15 protein-coding genes are annotated in these 18,498 nt (G+C 49.7%); all 15 read left to right on the forward strand.

Going from position 1 to position 18,498, the window contains the following annotated elements:
- The first annotated feature begins 324 nt into the window (after window positions 1-324).
- The 15 genes from GMA8713_RS02920 to GMA8713_RS02990 all read left to right on the forward strand — a co-directional run bounded on the left by GMA8713_RS02920 (window position 325) and on the right by GMA8713_RS02990 (window position 18,496).
- Window positions 325-1,002 carry a LuxR C-terminal-related transcriptional regulator gene (locus GMA8713_RS02920; RefSeq protein WP_062705554.1) on the forward strand — a complete coding sequence of 226 codons (678 nt, stop codon included), beginning with the start codon at window positions 325-327 and terminating at the stop codon, window positions 1,000-1,002.
- A 268-nt stretch (window positions 1,003-1,270) separates the two neighbouring features.
- Window positions 1,271-1,681, forward strand: a complete 411-nt coding sequence (locus GMA8713_RS02925; protein WP_062705556.1) for a hypothetical protein — start codon at window positions 1,271-1,273, stop codon at window positions 1,679-1,681.
- Window positions 1,682-1,807: 126 nt separating this feature from the next.
- Window positions 1,808-3,517, forward strand: coding sequence for a type I secretion system permease/ATPase (locus GMA8713_RS02930; protein WP_062705559.1), 1,710 nt, complete (start codon window positions 1,808-1,810; stop codon window positions 3,515-3,517).
- Complete coding sequence (locus GMA8713_RS02935; RefSeq protein ID WP_062705561.1) at window positions 3,514-4,806, forward strand: HlyD family type I secretion periplasmic adaptor subunit; 1,293 nt, start codon at window positions 3,514-3,516, stop codon at window positions 4,804-4,806. Before GMA8713_RS02930 ends, GMA8713_RS02935 begins: the two co-directional genes overlap by 4 nt.
- Window positions 4,807-5,218: 412 nt before the next feature.
- Window positions 5,219-6,616, forward strand: a complete 1,398-nt coding sequence (locus GMA8713_RS02940) for an undecaprenyl-phosphate glucose phosphotransferase (protein ID WP_062705627.1) — start codon at window positions 5,219-5,221, stop codon at window positions 6,614-6,616.
- Window positions 6,617-6,626: 10 nt separating this feature from the next.
- The gene (locus GMA8713_RS02945; RefSeq protein WP_062705563.1) at window positions 6,627-7,835 is read left to right on the forward strand and encodes an outer membrane beta-barrel protein; all 1,209 of its coding nucleotides are present in this window, start codon (window positions 6,627-6,629) and stop codon (window positions 7,833-7,835) included.
- A complete protein-coding gene (locus GMA8713_RS02950; RefSeq protein ID WP_062705565.1) occupies window positions 7,832-8,356 on the forward strand; it encodes a polysaccharide biosynthesis/export family protein in 525 nt (174 codons plus the stop codon). The genes GMA8713_RS02945 and GMA8713_RS02950 overlap by 4 nt, the downstream gene beginning before the upstream one ends.
- A 61-nt stretch (window positions 8,357-8,417) precedes the next feature.
- The gene (locus GMA8713_RS02955; RefSeq protein ID WP_062705567.1) at window positions 8,418-10,637 is read left to right on the forward strand and encodes a GumC family protein; all 2,220 of its coding nucleotides are present in this window, start codon (window positions 8,418-8,420) and stop codon (window positions 10,635-10,637) included.
- 30 nt (window positions 10,638-10,667) lie between these two features.
- Entirely contained in the window at window positions 10,668-11,639 is a 972-nt protein-coding gene (locus GMA8713_RS02960) for a DHH family phosphoesterase (RefSeq protein WP_062705569.1), read from the forward strand.
- A gap of 12 nt (window positions 11,640-11,651) precedes the next feature.
- On the forward strand, window positions 11,652-12,569 hold the full coding sequence (cysD, locus tag GMA8713_RS02965; RefSeq protein WP_062705572.1) for a sulfate adenylyltransferase subunit CysD: 918 nt from the start codon (window positions 11,652-11,654) through the stop codon (window positions 12,567-12,569).
- A 57-nt stretch (window positions 12,570-12,626) separates the two neighbouring features.
- Window positions 12,627-14,036, forward strand: a complete 1,410-nt coding sequence (cysN, locus tag GMA8713_RS02970) for a sulfate adenylyltransferase subunit CysN (RefSeq protein WP_062705574.1) — start codon at window positions 12,627-12,629, stop codon at window positions 14,034-14,036.
- Between the two features lie 324 nt (window positions 14,037-14,360).
- Complete coding sequence (locus GMA8713_RS02975; protein ID WP_062705577.1) at window positions 14,361-15,413, forward strand: glycosyltransferase; 1,053 nt, start codon at window positions 14,361-14,363, stop codon at window positions 15,411-15,413.
- Window positions 15,397-16,644, forward strand: a complete 1,248-nt coding sequence (locus tag GMA8713_RS02980; protein WP_062705579.1) for an O-antigen ligase family protein — start codon at window positions 15,397-15,399, stop codon at window positions 16,642-16,644. Before GMA8713_RS02975 ends, GMA8713_RS02980 begins: the two co-directional genes overlap by 17 nt.
- Complete coding sequence (locus GMA8713_RS02985; protein ID WP_062705581.1) at window positions 16,641-17,453, forward strand: putative capsular polysaccharide synthesis family protein; 813 nt, start codon at window positions 16,641-16,643, stop codon at window positions 17,451-17,453. Before GMA8713_RS02980 ends, GMA8713_RS02985 begins: the two co-directional genes overlap by 4 nt.
- Window positions 17,453-18,496: a glycosyltransferase family 4 protein gene (locus GMA8713_RS02990; protein WP_062705583.1), complete on the forward strand. Its 1,044-nt coding sequence runs from the start codon at window positions 17,453-17,455 to the stop codon at window positions 18,494-18,496. Before GMA8713_RS02985 ends, GMA8713_RS02990 begins: the two co-directional genes overlap by 1 nt.
- Window positions 18,497-18,498 lie beyond the last annotated feature (2 nt).

The following is an 18,498-nucleotide window of genomic DNA, read 5'->3' on the forward strand; positions in this document are numbered from 1 at the left end:
CGTGGGTGACGGTAAATGGCGATGATAGCAGAAGCTAAAAAAATCGTCACAACCTTTAATGTCAACAGTGTGACTGAAATGCAACCTGATGAAATCTACAATGTAAGAATGAAATCTGTTACGCAGAAATAAGCGTCTGAAAACAAATTGTATTAAACTAACAAAGAGTTTGAGCACGTTTACACACAAAGCTTCAGTTGTTAGTTCTAAAAATGATACGAACCACTTTGTGATTGAGCTTTAGAATGCTGCGAATACGTTTTCATAAACGGGTAGAAACCGCGAAGAAGCCATTCGCACAGTTACAGGCATTTAAGGATACACATGCAGAACATCGAAACCACCTCAGACAAATACACGATACTTCTTGTTTCAGAACCAAGCATGACGATCACAGCACTGATTTCATGTCTGGAGAAGGAAATTAAGAGCGCCGTGTCTTTGGTAGAGAAACAAGAAATCAGTGAGAAACTCTCTACGTCTTCCGGTTTGGTGTTGATTGACTTGAGTTCATTTGAAGGCGATACCGTCAGCTTTGTGAAGCAAAGCCTAGCCCCTTTCAGCGAGCAACATGTTTTTGCGCTGTTTAATGCTCATGACCTTTCCGCGAAAGAGTTAGCTAGCTGGCCCTTTATCAAAGGCGTATTCAAGAAAGAAGACGATTTAGAGCACCTCTGCCACGGCATCGAAAAAATGCTGTCAGGTGAGTACTGGCTGCCACGTCAAAAATTGGCAGAGCTCATTCACTACTACCAACAGAATAATAACAACGCCATCGACTATTCGGAGATTTGCCTCACCAATCGTGAGCAACAAATCCTCCGTAAGCTGGTAACAGGCGCTTCTAACAGCGAAATTGCCGACAGCTTGTTTGTGTCGGAACACACAGTTAAATCGCACCTTTACAATATCTTTAAGAAGATCAATGTGAAAAACCGTGTTCAAGCCGTGTTTTGGGCCAAAAACAATCTGTCTGTTATTGGCCTAGACTATCAGGGCTAAATCTCCCTGACCTCCCTTACACCTAAGCTCGAAACCTTAACATGCTAGACTGAGCCTCACACTTTACAGATAAAATGTCGTACAGATCAGATAGTAACCTCGCCCATTAATTCACTATTGAGACAAATTTCTCAGCGCAATTCCTGCAAAGTGACATCGCGGCTTGTTGGGTAAAGCCTTAACTGCCTGTCAGCCGCAGATGCTAAGAAGCGAAAAATCACCTGCACATCTTAAAGACAAAGGTAGGTCGTATCTAAAGGACATGGTAATGGCTGACATGGTCGGAACGAATAATCCAGATTCACTGGAAAGAACGAACAACGCTTATGCCATCAGCGGTCTGTTTGGTCGTAATCGAATCTTAGACTCCGCTGGTCATGACGAGATCTTTCATGGTGTTGGTAAAGGTATCTTTATCGGGGAGACAGGCGAAGATTTTCTGAAAGGCGGTGAAAGCGCAGGTTCTTTCTCTTTGCAGTACCTGTTAGGCGAAGGCAATGATGATAGTTGTACAATAGTTTTCGAAGCGGGTATAGACACGCTGACCGCCGGTACTAATTTCGCTTCGCTAGATCGCTCTCAAGTGGGCAATAACACCCTCGCTAATCTAGCTTTTGGCTCAAGCTTTACCCTAAACACTGCGACAGACCGGTCAGCAGATGACTTTATTATCGCCTAATTTAGACAAGCTATACTCAAAGCAACCAGTATCTTCCTATGCTGGTTGTTTTTTTTGGGGCTCATTAAACCTTTCGCTACGTGGCTGTATCCAAACGTATAGCGATGCAACGTCATCGGATAAAACATGTCTCTCACTACACAAAAGCAATTAGAAAACACGCTTGGGCAATGTAAAAAGGCACTGGTTTTTGTTATCGCATTCAGCTTTGTTATCAACATACTGGTGCTTTGTTTGCCTATTTACATGCTTCAGATTTATGACCGTGTGATCAGTTCCCGCTCCGTCGACACTCTGCTGCTTCTCAGCATGATCACCATTTTTGCCCTATTAACCATGGCAGTGCTCGAAAATGTGCGAACCCGTCTGATGGTGAGAATTGGGGCCTGGTTTGATGAAAGCCTGTCTCCAGATATCTTAAGTGGCAGCATTGCCCTTCAGCTTCGTCAGGGCCTTTCCGCTTCAGTGCAAAGTCTTCGGGACATTGCAGCTATCCGCGCCTTCATCGGTGGCAATGCCATCATTCCAGCCCTCGATGCGCCTTGGACACCTGTGTTCCTTGGCTTTGTTTTCCTGCTTCACCCTATCCTTGGTGTGATTGCGACCTTCGGTGCTTTGATCCTGTTTGCTATCGCCATCATCAATGACATGGCGACCCGTCAGGCGCACAAAAAGGCTAATGAGGTGTCCATCCTTGCGATGCAACAGGCGGAGTCTGCAGCGCGAAATGCAGATGCAATTGAAGCCATGGGCATCATGCCAAACTTCATCAAAAGCTGGACGTCACTCAACAGCGAGAGTATTCAGGGACAAGTCACGGCGAACTCTAAAGGTGCATTGCTGACCGCCACTTCTAAATTCATACGTATGTTACTGCAAATCTCTATGCTGGGTGTGGGCGCATACCTTGTCATTCAAAACGAAATGACGGCAGGGGCCATGATTGCAGGTTCAATCCTGATGGCAAGGGCGCTGGCGCCGGTAGAACAGTCGATTAGTGCCTGGGGGACAGCGATTTCTGCGCGTCAAAGTTACCAGCGCCTGAAAGAACAGATCCCTGCCTTTCCGGAACGCGCGAAATCTATGCCATTACCAAAACCAAAGGGCCTGATATCGGTAGAGAAAGTCACTTACTTCCATCAGGGCGGCGCTGAGCCTGTGCTGCACGGTATTAATTTCAAGCTGGACCCTGGCGAGGCGCTCGGCATTATCGGCCCTTCTGGAACCGGCAAGTCAACGCTCGCGCGTCTGATGCTTGGCAACCTGACACCGACAGCCGGTACCGTGCGTCTGGATAATATGGACGTAGCCAAGTGGGATCCTGACGATTTAGGTCCACATTGCGGCTACTTACCCCAGGATGTGGAGCTCTTCCCTGGCACTCTTCGCCAGAATATTGCCCGGATGTCTGAAGGCGAACCTGACAAAGTGATCCACGCTGCCAAACTTGCCGGCTGCCATGAGCTCATTCTTCGCCAGCCAAAAGGCTATGACACGGTCGTTGGTGAGCGTGGCTTGGGACTTTCCGGTGGTGAACGCCAGCGTATCGCTCTTGCCCGTGCACTTTATGGCGACCCAAGTTTGATTGTGCTGGATGAAGCCAATGCCAACCTCGATGGTGTCGGTGAAGCCGCACTGCAACGCGCGATTGCGTACCTCAAGTCCCGCAAGGCCACAATCGTACTGGTTGGGCACAGACCGAGCATGATGCAGTCTATGGACAAGCTATTGGTTCTCCAGGATGCTCAAATCCGCGCGTTCGGTGAACGTGACGAAGTACTGAAACCGCTCCTTGAGCAAAGTGCAGCCATCGCTCAGAAAGGAGGCCAAAAATGAATGAAATCCCATCCACCAAACGCCTGATTGTCATCGGCTTGGGAACGATTGCCCTTTTCTTCGGCACCTTTGGCATTTGGTCTATTTTTAGCCAACTGGAAGGTGCGTCTATTGCTCAAGGTGTGGTAACAGTCGATAGCCAGCGCAAAACTGTCCAGCACCTTGAAGGTGGCATAATTGAAAAAATGCTGGTCACTGAAGGGGCGACTGTCGACAAAGGCCAACCATTGATCTATCTCGACAAAACTCAGCCACAAGCCCAGTTGGACCAATTAACCTCTAGGCAGCGAAATGCGCTGGCTCGTGAAGCCCGCCTGATCGCCGAGCGCGACAACCTTGCAACTATCACCTTTCCACAAGAACTTGAAGCTGAGCGTGATAATCCAAAAGTGGAAGAGCTGCTCATCAACCAGATGCGAATCTTCACTGCCCGGAGTGGTTTCTCTGAGTCTCAGAAGGAGATCATCAATAAGCAGCTAGCTCAGAGCCATGCCGAGCTGAAAGGCCAGAAAAAGCGTCTGGAAATCGAAAAGCGTCGTCTGTCAATCATTGGTGAAGAAATTGACGGCAACCGCCAACTTGCGGAGAAAGGTTACGTGAGTAAGACTCAGGTACTGAGACTTGAGCGGGAAGAAGCTCAAATTCTCAGCACCATTAGCCAATTACAAGCGAATGCAAGCCGACTGGCTCAGAATGTCGCCGAGAACCAAGCCCAGCTCAAAGAACAGGAGCTGGAACGTATCAAAGAGATCGTTGAAGGACTGCGTGAAAGTCGACAGGAGCGCTACGCGTTGGATGAACAAATCGCTGCGGCGCAAGACATCCTTAACCGCACCACGATCTCCGCGCCGCTATCAGGCACTGTGCTGAACCTGCAGGTCTTTTCCGAAGAAGGGGTTATCACGCCGGGACAGCCTTTACTCGACATTGTACCCAGCAACGAGGGCTTGGTGATTGAAGCCAAGGTCGACCCTTCCGACATCGATCAGGTCCGCTCTGGCATGAAAGCACAGATCCGTTTGACCGCTCTGAGTATGCGAAGCGTCAAACCGTTAGATGGTGAACTCCTGACAGTGTCCGCTGACCGCCTGATTGATGAGCAATCGGGACTCGCTTACTACCTTGCCCGGGTCAGGCTCATTGATAATGTTAGCGATATATTAGAAGGCATTGAGCTGTATCCGGGGATGCAGGCAGAGGTCATGCTGCTGACCGAACCCCGCACGCCAATCGAATATCTAATGAAACCACTCACAGAGAGCTTTAATCGCGCATTCCGTGAACAATGATATTCATCAACCGCCACTCAGTCTTTTTTACAATTAAAAGCTGAGTGGTGATGACAAACGACCAAATTTCAATGAAAAGAAAAGATAAAAAATCGACGGAAAATCTCAATTTCAACACACCACCATCTCAATTGTGGAATGAAGCTCACTCGTTGTCTGCATTTCTAAACAGCCAATAATCACTCTAGAAGTAGCGTAATGACAATGAAGTACTAATGTCACACGCCAAAATCGGACAAACTTCATCTTCTCTGGCTTGTCACATGTTGCTTTACTTACATCCAGTAATCTAGGCGATTTGCAATTGATTTTCATTCAAATGCAAGTTTTGGATAAATGGCTCGTTTCTTTACAAGGGAAATGCAACAGACAATTTCTCGGCTGGTGCTTCTCACAACAAAAAGTCAAAAGAATGGAAAGTAGAAAAATTCGTACGCACGGCGCAGAGTTTGCGATCCTCTATCGACTTTGTGACTTGGCCGTTATCAGCGGCACTCTCGCAATTGTTAGCCAAATCTATCTGGGGTCAGTAAGTGAAGCTTGGCTTCATCTTGCAGCGCTAGTTTGTATTTTCTACTTGTTGTTTGCTGAAAGCTCTCACCTATATCGCTCTTGGCGTATCAGTAACTTCCAAGGGCAAATGGTCGCGACATTACTGCCATGGTGTGGCGCTTGTTTTCTGCTTGTTGCCTATTTCTTCTTTTCGAAAAGTGGCATTGAGTTTTCCCGTGTCGTAATGACGCTTTGGTTTACAGGCACCGCAGTAGGCCTTGTCCTTTGGCGCTTTATCGTGCGAGCAGCACTTAGCCGTCTGAGTAGTCACGGCTTCAATATCCGCAATGCTGTCATTATTGGCACCACAACTAACGGCATTGAGTTGGCGAATGAGTTTATTAAAAATCAAACGCTTGGAGTGAAATTACTTGGGTTTTACGAAGACCGAAACAGCGATCGTATTGAAGGCACTCTGCCCGCTCCTATGCTGGGAAAAGTCAGTGATGCACTTGAACTGGCCCGTCTGGGTAAGTTGCAACATGTCTACATCGCCATGCCAATGCATGCAAAAGACCGCATTGCCCGCTACTTGAATCAATTTGCGGACACGACGACAACCACATACTTGGTACCGGACTTTTTCACTTACAACCTGCTGCACAGCCGCTGGCAAACCATTGGGCATGTTCATACGCTAAGCGTCCACGATACCCCCTTTAGCGGCATTGCAGCTTGGGCAAAGCGTCTGGAAGATATTGTACTTTCCATCATGATCCTGCTCCTGATTTCCCCAGTTTTGCTGGTCGTTGCCATTGGCGTGAAACTCTCATCCTCAGGTCCGGTGATCTTTAAGCAACATCGCTATGGGCTGGATGGCAGCAAAATCAATGTGTGGAAGTTCCGCTCCATGTCAGTAATGGACAATGGTGATGACATTAAGCAAGCCATAAAGGACGACCCACGTGTCACACCTTTTGGTGTATTCATTCGTCGTACCTCACTTGATGAACTACCGCAATTCTTTAATGTGCTTCAAGGTAGGATGTCTATCGTGGGTCCACGCCCCCATGCCGTTGCACACAACGAGCAATACCGCGCCATTGTTGACCGCTACATGCTACGCCATAAAGTCAAACCAGGTATTACAGGCTGGGCACAAATCAACGGCTACCGAGGTGAAACTGACACCTTGGACAAAATGGAAAAGCGTATCCAGTTCGATTTGGAATACATCCAGAACTGGTCACTGTGGATGGACATCAAGATTGTTGTCGCCACCGTGTTTAAGGGCTTTGTCAGCAAGACGGCGTACTAGGGAGAAGTGAGTGAAAAGCCGTAATGTATTGTTTTACTCATTGTGTACTGCCCCTTTCTCTGTATTGGCATTAGAGCCACTTACCTATCAAACGGAAAACGGCATAGACATTATTCCGACACTGCAATTCAGTGCTGGCCATGATGACAATGTACGCCGAACAGAAACCAATTCGGTTGACTCAGTCATGTACCGAGTGAGCCCCAAAGTAGTTGCCCAACTTGAAACACACCGCTCAGCCTATCAGTTTGATTACACACTGGATGCGGTAAGTTTTACTGATAGCCGCGAAGATGATTACGTAAACCATGAGTTGCACGGCAACGCATTCTGGCTTTTCGATATCCGTCATCGTCTTCACCTTGATTACAACTACCGCATCGCCAGTGAAGCACGAGGAACCGGTTTAACAGAAGGCTCCAGCCTGAGGGTAGATGAACCTTTGCGTTTCCGGCGTCATGACGCCAACGCTCGGTATATGTACGGCGCTAATGGTGCACCGGGCCGCCTGGTAGGCATTCTGGGCTTTGAAGCCAAAGAATATAATGACGAAGTTTTCATCCGTACCAATGGCGTCACTGTCGACACCAAATTTTATAACTGGGACATGCCTTACGTGGCGGGAGAGTTTTATTACGCGGTCTCAAGCTATTTCCATGCGCTGGCTATATTCCGCCATGAAATCCGCATCTACGATCATTTATTTACGGGTCCCGGCGGCAGCCGTGACAATAACAATACTTTCCTGTATGGAGGTCTCGACTGGGACGTTACTGGTAAGACTCAAGGTCGCCTGTTGCTTGGCTTCCAGAATAAAGACTTTGACAGTGACCAACGCTCCAACTTCCAGGGTCTCAGCTGGCAGCTAAGACTTAAATGGCAACCGACTGATTACAGTGAGTTTCGCTTTGAAGTCCGCGACTTTGCGCGCGACCCGAACCTGAATGCCGACTATGTAAAGGATCGATCCATCAAGCTTGACTGGGAGCATAAATGGACCCCATTAGTGACAACAACAACCTCCGTTAGATATGGAACCAATAACTATCCGGGTATTCGCGAAGATGACGACAGCCAGTTCGATGTCAGTGCGACATACAGCATTGCCCGTTGGTGGGATATATCCGCCGGCGTCGGTTGGTTTGAGCGCGATTCGACGCAGCCTGGTTATAGTTACGATCAAACACGATTTTTCATCGGCATGGAGGTAAGTCTGTGATCAGACGCTTTTTCTTTATTTGTTTAGCCCTGCTGACATTTTCAGTCACCGCATATGCTGATAATGAGCAGTATGAGCTCGATGACGGTGACAGAATTGCTATCAAAGTGTATGGCGAAGAGGACCTCTCCATGGATATTCTTCTCAGCACCCGTGGGCGGTTTGATTACCCTTATCTCGGCAGGTTGGAAGCAGCAGGAAAAACAGTCGGACAGCTTCAAGAAATTATTCAAAAAGGTTTGAAAGGTGACTACCTCATTGACCCAAAAGTGACAGTCAATGTGATTCAGTTCCGTAAGTTTTACGTTAACGGTGAGGTGCATCACCCAGGCGGCTATGACTATCAGCCCGGCTTGACGATTGGTAAGGCCATTGCCATTGCCGGCGGTTTCACTGACCGCGCATCAAGAAACAAAATTCAACAGACAGAAGCCAAAAGCGGAAAAACAGAGAACAAAGTTGGACTATCTAAGTCTGTAGGCCCAGGCGATATCATCGTTGTGGATCAGAGCTTCTTCTAAGAAGCCAGCCTAACAGAACAGCTTTTTTGCGCACGGAAGATTAAAAGGACTCATAAAAATCATGAAACTAATCGAGCCTACCCCGGCCAATGAACCAGAGCGTCTCGATCTTAAGCGTTACGTCGGTATCATCCTGCGTTACTGGTTGCCGATTGCAATGTTCGTGGCGGCGGTTACCTTGGTTGCAACAGTGCTTATTCTTGCTATTACCCCAGTTTACCGTGCGACTGCTACCCTACTCATTGAATCGGAAGCTAGCAAGGCAGTATCTATTGAAGAGGTCTATACCCTCGACACCAGCAAGAAAGAGTATTACCAAACCCAATTTGAGATCCTGCGCTCCAACCATATCGCCGAAAAAGTGATTGAAGAGCTTGGCATAGCCAACATCAGGGAATTTAACAAGGAGGTTGGCGAGCTTTCAGGCCGTGAGAAACTGCTCGGCTTCCTTTATCAAATTGGGCCTTTGCAGCAATTCTTGCCTACGCCCCCTTCGCCATCAGAAATGGCGGATGACGCAGCGGCACGTGAAGCCGTACTGAACAAATTCAAATCTCACCTGACTATTGAGCCTATCCGCAACACCCAGTTGGTGCATGTGCATTTTGGCTCGATCGACCCAGAGCTGGCAGCGAAAGTCGCCAATGCCCTTGGTCAGGCTTACATTGAGTCCAATCTGGAAGCCCGTTTGGTGGCCACCCAAACTGCATCGTTCTGGATCACCGAGCGCCTCACAGAACTGAAAGACAATCTGGATGCTGCCGAGCTTGCCCTGACCAACTTCCTGAAAGAAGAAGGGCTGATTGAGCTTGATGACATCGACCAGTTGGCAGGCTCAGAACTCACTAACCTGTCTATCCGTGTCAACGAAGCCCGTGAGCGTCGCGTTGCAGCGCAAAGCCTGTTTGACCAACTGAAGAACAACGCCAGCGGCAGCCTGATGACAGTGCCGGAAATCTCCAACCACCCACAGGTTCGGGACGTGAAAAACGCCGAAACCGATGCTGAGCGCAGGGTGTCAGAGCTTGCCAAACGTTACGGCCCAAAACACGACAAAATGATCCAGGCACAGGCGCAGTTGGACTCGGTCCGCGAACGTATGTACTCGGTGATCAATAATCTGGCGCAAGGCATTGAAAAAGAACTGAACAGTGCACGTCAGCAAGAACGCGCGCTGGCAGCAGAGCTTGAAAGTAAGAAGAGCGATTACCAGAATATCAGTGCAAAACGTGCACAGTACGAGTCACTCAAGCGCGACGTTGACTCTAACCGTCAACTTTACGATTTGTTCCTGAACCGCCAGAAAGAAACCACAGTCGCTGGTGACTTCGATGCAGTGAACGCGCGCTTCACGGATCGTGCGACTATCCCTCAACATCCATCCAGCCCTCAGACGGGCAAATTGATCGTGATCAGCGCCGCATTCGCCCTGCTGCTCAGTATCGTTGGTGCGTTTTTAGCGGATGCTTACCGCAACACCATTGAAAAACCTGACGATGTTGAGGAGAAACTGGGATTGCAGCACCTGGGATACCTACCACGCGTGAAGGCAAAGCGTTTCAAAAATGCGCCGCTTGATCACACCATCTATCTTGATCCGGATGAAGCCCTGTTCAGTGAATCTGTCCGCACCATCCGCACCTCTATTTTGCTCTCACTGACCAACAGCCAACGCAATGTGCTGGCCGTGACCTCTTCCCTGCCTTCAGAAGGGAAAACCACGGTTGCCATGAGCCTTGCCCAGTCGCTAGCAAAAATGGAACGTACGCTTCTGATTGACTGTGATTTGAGGATGTCGGCGATTGGACAACGCTACGGAATGCCGCGTAATCAGGCGGGATTGAGCAATGTACTGGTCATGGGGATGCCGGTCACCGACTGTATCTATCACGATGAAGACACGCAACTCGATATTCTTCCTGCGGGTCTGCTTCCATCCAATCCACAGGAACTTCTGGGCTCAACCAAGTTCACGACGCTCATCAATCAGCTGAAACAAAGCTATGACCGAATCATTCTCGATACCCCACCGGTTCAGATCGTGAGTGATGGTCTGATTCTGGGGCGTCTGGCTGGCGGCATGATCCTGGTAGTGAAAGCGGAAGCGACTACCGAGAAACAGGTCAACCGTTCAATCAGCCAACTTGTTCGACATGACATCGCCATCGATGGTGTGGTGCTTAACCAACTCTCTGCGCGCTATGCGGAGGAAAAATACAAGCTGCACTATGGTTATTACAATAATAACAAACAAGATGACGAAACATTGGAAGCGAGTTAATCGCTTCCAGAACAAGGATTAACAAGACAAATGAAAACCAGTTTTGATGTTTTTAACGGCGATGCCGATGGGATTTGCGCCCTGCTCCAGCTTCGCCTCGCGACCCCTAAAGACAGTGTGCTGATCACTGGGGTAAAACGCGATATCGCCCTATTAAAACAAGTCGACCCTGCCGTCGCGCAAGATGTGACGGTGCTGGATGTGGCGATGGAAAAAAACCGCGCAGCGCTGGATAACCTACTGACTCAGGGTGTGCGTGTGTTTTATGCCGATCACCACAATCCGGGCGAGGTGCCGGATCACCCGTCACTGACCACTCACATCAACACCGCGGCCAACACCTGTACCAGCCTGATTGTCGATAAGCTGCTGGATGGCCGTTACCGCGAGTGGGCGCTGGTCGGCGCTTACGGCGACAACATGATTGCCACCGCCGATACCCTGGCGAAAAAGTCCGGTCTGTGCGATCAGGACCGCGTCAAATTGATGCAGTTCGGTACCTATCTCAACTACAACGGTTACGGCTCATCACTCAGTGATTTGCTGTTCCCGCCAGCGGAAATTTACCGCTTGATGGCGGCTTATCCTTCGCCTTTCAACTTTATTGCCGAGCGTCCGGATGTGTATGCGACGCTGGAAGATGGCTTTACTGGCGACAGCGAGAAAGCAGCCGCCATTACCCCTTATTCAGAACGTACTGGCTCACGGGTATTTATGTTGCCGGACGAAGCCTGGGCACGACGGATAAGTGGGGTTTATTCCAACGACTTAACCAACCGTGACCCGGAAGTCGCCAATGCGGTGATCACGGCAAAGGCTGACGGCAATTATCTGGTCAGTATCCGCGCGCCGCTGAAAAACCGCGTCGGTGCCGATGAACTGGCAGCCGCTTTCCCAACGGGTGGCGGACGAAAAGCGGCAGCGGGGATCAATGCCCTGCCCGCTGAATTGCTTAACGATTTTATTGATGCTTTCCACCAGCGTTACCCGCTGACAACGTAAAAAGGAATAACCATGGCGGATGTGATTTCGCTAAACCAAACCCATCTTAAACAGCTTGAGAACGAGTCTATACACATCATCCGCGAAGTGGTGGCTGAGTTCGACAATCCTGTGATGCTTTACTCCATCGGTAAAGATTCGGCAGTTATGCTCCACCTTGCGATGAAAGCCTTTCACCCAGGTAAACCGCCGTTTCCGCTTCTCCACGTCGATACGACCTGGAAGTTCAAGGAAATGATCACCTTCCGTGATGAGTTCACAAAGCGTCATGGCCTCGATCTTCTGGTTCACATTAATCAAGAGGGCGTGGACATGGGCATGGGGCCGTTTACCCACGGGAGTGCCAAACATACCGACATGATGAAAACCCAAGCCCTGAAGCAGGCACTGGATAAATACGGCTTCGATGCGGCTTTTGGTGGTGCTCGCCGTGATGAAGAAAAAAGCCGCGCCAAGGAACGTGTTTACTCCTTCCGCGACAAGCACCACCGCTGGGACCCAAAAAATCAGCGTCCGGAACTTTGGGACATATACAACGGCCGTGTGAACAAAGGTGAGAGTATCCGTGTATTCCCGCTCTCCAACTGGACCGAGCTGGATATCTGGCAATACATCTACCTGGAAAACATCGACATCGTACCGCTGTACTTTGCCGAGAAGCGCCCAGTGGTTGAGCGCGACGGCACTCTGATCATGGTGGATGATGACCGTATGCCTTTGGAAAAAGGCGAAAAGCCGAAGATGAAATCTGTGCGATTCCGCACCCTTGGCTGCTACCCGTTAATAGGTGCTGTGGAATCCACGGCTGCCACTCTGCCTGAGATTATTCAGGAAATGTTGCTGACCAAAACTTCAGAGCGGCAAGGCCGCGTAATTGACCACGATCAGGCGGGCTCCATGGAGCAGAAAAAACGCGAAGGCTACTTCTAAAAACCATAAGCCTCGAAAACCATTTAAACATTTGCTTGCCTGCACAAGGAGTGACTCATGAGTCATAGCTCATCGCTGATCGCATCGGACATCGAAGCCTATCTTCATCAGCATGAAAACAAGGACTTGCTGCGCCTGCTGACCTGCGGCAGCGTGGACGACGGCAAATCGACCCTGATTGGTCGCCTGCTGTTTGATACCAAACTGATTTTTGAAGATCACCTCACCAGCCTCCACAAGGACAATGCCCGCGTGGGTAACGCGGGGGAAGCATTGGATCTCGCACTGCTGGTTGATGGTCTGCAATCTGAGCGTGAACAGGGCATCACCATTGATGTGGCCTATCGCTATTTCTCGACAGAGAAACGCAAGTTCATCATCGCAGACTGTCCGGGGCATGAGCAATACACCCGCAACATGGCAACCGGAGCATCCAACTGCGAACTCGCGATTGTGATGGTCGATGCGCGTAAAGGATTGCTGACCCAAACCCGCCGCCATAGCTACATTGTCAGCCTGCTCGGTATCAAGCATGTAGTGGTTGCTGTGAACAAAATGGATTTGGTGAACTTTAACCAAACCGTGTTTGAGTCCATCCAGGCTGAATATCAGGCAATGGCCTCCCAGCTGGGTATCAAAGATGTCCGCTATGTGCCGATTTCTGCGCTGGCAGGCGATAACGTCGTCGGCGCCAGCGAAAACACACCTTGGTACAAGGGACCATCCTTAATGGGCCTGCTCGAAGGCGTACAAATCAGCCGCGACCAGAACCTCGACCAGATGCGCTTCCCCGTTCAATTTGTGAACCGCCCTAATCTCGATTTTCGTGGTTACTGCGGCACTCTTGCTTCCGGCATCCTGCGCAAGGGCGATACTGTGATGGCACTGCCGTCTGGTCAGCAGAGCACAGTAACGTCGATTGTGACTTATGACGGTGAACTCGATGCCATTGCGCCGAAAAATGCGGTGACCGTGACTTTAGCAGACGAAATCGATATTTCCCGTGGTGACATGTTAGTTCACCCGGACACCGCCCCTACTGTTACGGACAGCCTGAGCGCCAGCATTGTCTGGATGTCGCAGGACACCATGAAGACCAAACGTGACTATGACTTCAAGTTCGCCAGTCATAACGTGACAGGTCGCATTACTGGTATTGAACACAAAGTCGATATCAACAGCTTCGAAACGCTGTCAGCCAATGAATTGGCACTGAATGAAATCGGCAAAGTGGATTTACGTCTGAATGCACCGGTCGCGGCAGATAATTACAGCCTGAACCATAAAACAGGCGCGTTCATTGTGATTGACCGTCTCACCAATATCACGGTGGGAGCTGGCATGGTGGAAGCACTCCACGCACCACATGAACAAAAAGCAAAACGTACCTACACCGCGGCAGAAATTGCGTTGAACCGCTACATCCGCGAGCACTACCCGGAATGGGAAACCAAATCGGTCGAATGATCGGGGGGATAACGTGGATACGTTGACGCTAAAGGCGAGGGTCTGTTGACCTTTGGTGATGATTTTTGCAGCAGTTTGTGGGGACTTTATACAAGGCAGAGGCATCGATGTGTAGCTAGCCTCCATGAGAAGCCGATAACGCAGGAGAAAGTCCCCACAAACGCTGCCCGAAGGGTTCTGCCCTAAGCGTTTTATGCTTTGTTAAGGTGTGTTTGCTTAGAACCTCTAGGCGACACACACCTCGCCGCGCCTAAAACGCTTATGGCTAGAACAAAATTTTACCCCCAAAGGTTAACAGACCCTGGGGAAGAGAGAAGCACCACCATGGCGGTAAAAGTACTGCACATTATTAATGATCTGTCACGAAACGGCGGCGCGCAGCGTTTTGTCGTCGATTTAGTGTGCCCAACGCCTGAGGGATACGAGAGCAAGATCGTGATCTTGGACGATATCAACGACCTGTCCGGCGAGCTGGAAGCTGCCGGTGTGGAATGCATCGTCTGGAAAAAGCTGTCTCTAAAGGAAAAATGGCAAATTTTAGGATGGCCTGATGTGGTACATGGCCACCTATTTCCCTCTATTTACGTGGCACTGGCAGCGTTTGGTAAGAAGCGTATTCAAACCGAACACAACTCGCATAACCGACGCCGCGACCACATCTGGATGAAACCTTTGGAGTGGCTGCTTTACTGGCGTTACCAGAAAACCGTGTGCATAACAGGGCAGGTAAAAAATGCGCTGGAAGATTTTCTCCCGCATTGGAAAAAGCACTATTCGGTGATCCTCAATGGCATCAACCTCAGCAAATTTTCTATGCAAGAGAAGCAGCTCCCCATCGAAGACGCACCCATCCGTATCGGCATGGCGGGTCGACTGCATCCTTACAAAGATCACCCCACACTGATACGTGCACTGGCCAAGTTACCAGCCCGTTATGAGCTTCACCTTGCAGGCGATGGCGATCGCCGCAGGGAATACGAAACCTTGGTCAAAGAGCTTGGTCTTGAAAACAGAGTGGTCTTCCATGGTGTGCGTTCAGATATTCCAGTGTTTTTGGACAGTCTGAATATCTATGTGCAGAGCACGATTATTGAAGGGTTTGGTCTGGCTGCAGTGGAAGGCATGGCAGCAGGATTGCCAGTGCTCGCGTCAAACGTTCAAGGCATTGATGAAGTCATTGGTACTGATGAATATCTGTTTCCTTTAGGTGACGACGACGCACTCGCCCAAAGGATTGCTTCCATCTGTGAAGACCCACAGGAGTATGCCAAAGCCTCACAACGTTCTTTGTCACGCTGTCAGCTGTACAAGCTGGAGACATTCCGCGAGCAATATTATCAGGCTTATCAGGAGCTGGCGGATGACAAGATCGCTTGAGCATGCGGCTGCCCTTGCCGTTGTCCTGTTTTTTGTCCCGACGAAAATCGCGGTCGCCGGCATCAGCCTGTATCTGGCCGATTTTCTCGGTATCGCTTCGCTTGGCTTTCTTATGCTTACTGCATTGCGCGGACAATTGCTGCAGTCGACACTTAAAGCGGGCGGCTTCATCTTTGTGTTTGTCATCTACATTGCGCTTTCAGGCATTATCAATGATGTCCCGCTGAAACTGGTGATCATTGAAATGATCCAGTGGCTTTCCGTTGCCGCCTTTCTAGGAGTTTTACATCAGGCTGGCTTACTGGCTTCACCACGTTTTCTATCGCTGCTGGCGCTTTATACTTTTGCCGGCGCCCTTTACACCGCGGGCTGGCACTTGATGCACCCCGCGTTCAACGACTTCAAACAGCTTGGAAATACCAAATACTTCTTTGGTTTCACCTGCGCCCTGCTCTACATCCTACGTAACCAAATCCGGTTCGGTCATGTGTTATTGGCTGCGGCAGTCGTGATGCTCTTGATGTCCGGTGAACGCAAAGCCTTGCTAGGTATAGCAATGCTTGTCGCCTGCGATCTGGTGTTCTGCCGGGAAGTGCATCATCCACGTTCACGACAAACCGCTTTTGCGCTGGGAACCCTCGGTTTTCTGGGCGGCATTCTGACGCTGCTTTCTATCTGGTACATGGTTGGCACTCACGCCATCCTCGATAAGTTTGAGTTTACCCAGTTCGACATCCTGTTTGCCGACCAGCACGAAGCGCGCTGGGATTCTGAGCTTTGGCGAAAGCTCCTGCTCGCTAATGGTTTTGCCCTGTTTCTGGAATACCCCATTTTCGGCGTCGGCCCCAAGATGCTCCCTGTCTACATCGCCAACTATTTCCAGAACCAGGAGCTCGCGATTTATACCCACAACTTCGCCCTCGATGTGGCGGTTGAATACGGGCTGGTTGGTCTGACGATATTGATAGGTGGCTTCTTACTGGGGCTTCGCCACCTTTTCGGGCAGCGGTTTATCAATCCAGTGGCCTTTCTACTTGCGGTGTACATTCTGGCCATGGTGCTGTTTGTGGCCGTTAACAGCACCATCATGCTGATGTTCCTGTTTCCATTTTTCATCAATACGCGCACGGCCCCTGAGCCTGTTTCCGAGGCGTCCATGTCTTCGATTGACGCTTCCTCGAACGCCGTGACGCCGCTTTCTACTATTGAGTTTCAAGAGGATAAGAAATGAAGTTCAGCCTAGCCCGACAACGCGCTTTTGACCAAACTCTGAATGCGCCGGATTTTGTCCTGGTTTACCAAATGGGTAAGGTTGGCTCATCATCCATTGAAGCATCCCTTGAACATGCCGGTATCCCGAGTTGGCACATCCACACCTTCGACGACAACGAAGAGTTTCAGATGTACCACAATACCGATGACGTGGCCTGTTTCTTCGACTGGCACATCCGTGCGGCATACAAGCTGACCCTTTCTCACCGAAAACGTATTCTACAAAAACGTGATCACCTGAAGATCATCACGCTGGTGCGCGATCCTATCGCGACCGTCGTGTCGCGCTTTTTCCAGGATCTGCACATTCAGTTCATTGCAGGTAAAAAGAATGAAGCCATTCATGGCGATATGGATGCCACACTGCGCCACCTGACTGATGCCTTTGAAACCCAGATGCGTCTGGATTACTTCACCGATTGGTTCGATAGGGAACTAAAGCGTCAGTTCGACATTGATGTGCTTAAACATGTTCAGGACCCATCGCAAACGCACTGGCGTATCGAGCAAGGTGGCTGCGATGTGCTGCTAATGAAATGTGAAGCGATTAACCAATCAACAGATGTGCTGGGTGAATTTCTTGAACTGCCGGATTTCAAGCTGCAATCAAGCAATGAAGCGTCCAACAAATGGTATTCCGCGCTTTATCAACGCTTTAAAGAAACCTATCCCTTTGAGCGTTTGTTCCATCTCTATGATGCGCCTTTGTATCGCACCGTCTTCAGTGAAGAGGAAATCACTCAATTTAAGAAGAAATGGGGGCAGTAATGAAAACCGTTCTCCATATTACGGAAGCGTTTGGCGGCGGTATTCAAACCGCGCTCTGCAGCTATGCGAAATCGACCCAAGGGGCCCCGATTCGTCATCATCTGTTTGCCAGGCTACGCACCAATGATGATACCGGTATGGCGATCACTACCCTCTTCGATGATGTTCAAACCGTGGAAGGGGGATTATTGGCTTTCTTCCGTGAAGCGAGAAAAGCGGTACTTCAGCTGCAACCAGATGTGATCCACCTTCATTCCAGCTTTGCCGGGTTTCTGGGTCGGTTTCTACCCAAAAAAGGCAACACCACAATTGTCTACACCCCGCATTGCTACGCATTTGAACGCCGGGACATTTCTGATTTCATGCAGGAAGTGTACATGCGCCTTGAGAAACTAGGCTTATCCCGTATCGACATGATTGCTGGCTGCAGCGAGAGGGAATGTGAGCTTGGTTTTGCGCTTGGCGCCAAAAAAGCGGTACACCTTAATAACTATGCTGACCTTGATAAGGAATTGGCATCACTTGAGGCTGACAATGAAACGCCCCCCTACAATGTGATGGTTGTTGGGCGGATCTCGCCACAAAAAGACCCGCAGTTTCTGCTGGATACTATTACCAGTCTGAACGAATACCCAGAAGCCACCCAAATCAAACTGCATTGGTTGGGTGGTGGCGATCCTGACATGGAAAAAGCACTTCGTGAAGCGGGTGTGGAGGTCACCGGAATGATCCCCCACATGCAGCTGATGCAAACCCTGAACAATGCCGATTTATACCTTCATACTGCCGCGTGGGAAGGCATGCCTCTCACCATTCTTGAAGCCGCAAAGCTTCGTATTCCGATGGTATTACGCATTATCGGAGCCACCCAAAACCTACACTATCCGTTTATGGCGAGCTCGCCGGATACTATGGCCAAGCAAATTGTCACCTATTGTCAGCGCCCTGATCATCCAGATTATCAGCAAGCTATTGATGCATTTAACCACGATTTCAGTGCTGAAAAACAACGTGATGCTCTGCTCTTGATTTATGAGGCCTGACC

The organism is Grimontia marina, assembly GCF_900060185.1.
GTDB classification, from domain to species: Bacteria; Pseudomonadota; Gammaproteobacteria; order Enterobacterales; family Vibrionaceae; genus Enterovibrio; species Enterovibrio marinus.

Coding starts and splice junctions, on each gene's coding strand:
- GMA8713_RS02990 (WP_062705583.1), top strand. CDS start 17,453: ATGAAAACCGTTCTCCATATTACGGAAGCGTTTGGCGGCGGTATTCAA.
- GMA8713_RS02920 (WP_062705554.1), top strand. CDS start 325: ATGCAGAACATCGAAACCACCTCAGACAAATACACGATACTTCTTGTT.
- GMA8713_RS02955 (WP_062705567.1), top strand. CDS start 8,418: ATGAAACTAATCGAGCCTACCCCGGCCAATGAACCAGAGCGTCTCGAT.
- GMA8713_RS02940 (WP_062705627.1), top strand. CDS start 5,219: ATGGAAAGTAGAAAAATTCGTACGCACGGCGCAGAGTTTGCGATCCTC.
- GMA8713_RS02980 (WP_062705579.1), top strand. CDS start 15,397: ATGACAAGATCGCTTGAGCATGCGGCTGCCCTTGCCGTTGTCCTGTTT.
- GMA8713_RS02925 (WP_062705556.1), top strand. CDS start 1,271: ATGGCTGACATGGTCGGAACGAATAATCCAGATTCACTGGAAAGAACG.
- GMA8713_RS02960 (WP_062705569.1), top strand. CDS start 10,668: ATGAAAACCAGTTTTGATGTTTTTAACGGCGATGCCGATGGGATTTGC.
- cysN (WP_062705574.1), top strand. CDS start 12,627: ATGAGTCATAGCTCATCGCTGATCGCATCGGACATCGAAGCCTATCTT.
- GMA8713_RS02935 (WP_062705561.1), top strand. CDS start 3,514: ATGAATGAAATCCCATCCACCAAACGCCTGATTGTCATCGGCTTGGGA.
- GMA8713_RS02975 (WP_062705577.1), top strand. CDS start 14,361: ATGGCGGTAAAAGTACTGCACATTATTAATGATCTGTCACGAAACGGC.
- GMA8713_RS02930 (WP_062705559.1), top strand. CDS start 1,808: ATGTCTCTCACTACACAAAAGCAATTAGAAAACACGCTTGGGCAATGT.
- cysD (WP_062705572.1), top strand. CDS start 11,652: ATGGCGGATGTGATTTCGCTAAACCAAACCCATCTTAAACAGCTTGAG.
- GMA8713_RS02985 (WP_062705581.1), top strand. CDS start 16,641: ATGAAGTTCAGCCTAGCCCGACAACGCGCTTTTGACCAAACTCTGAAT.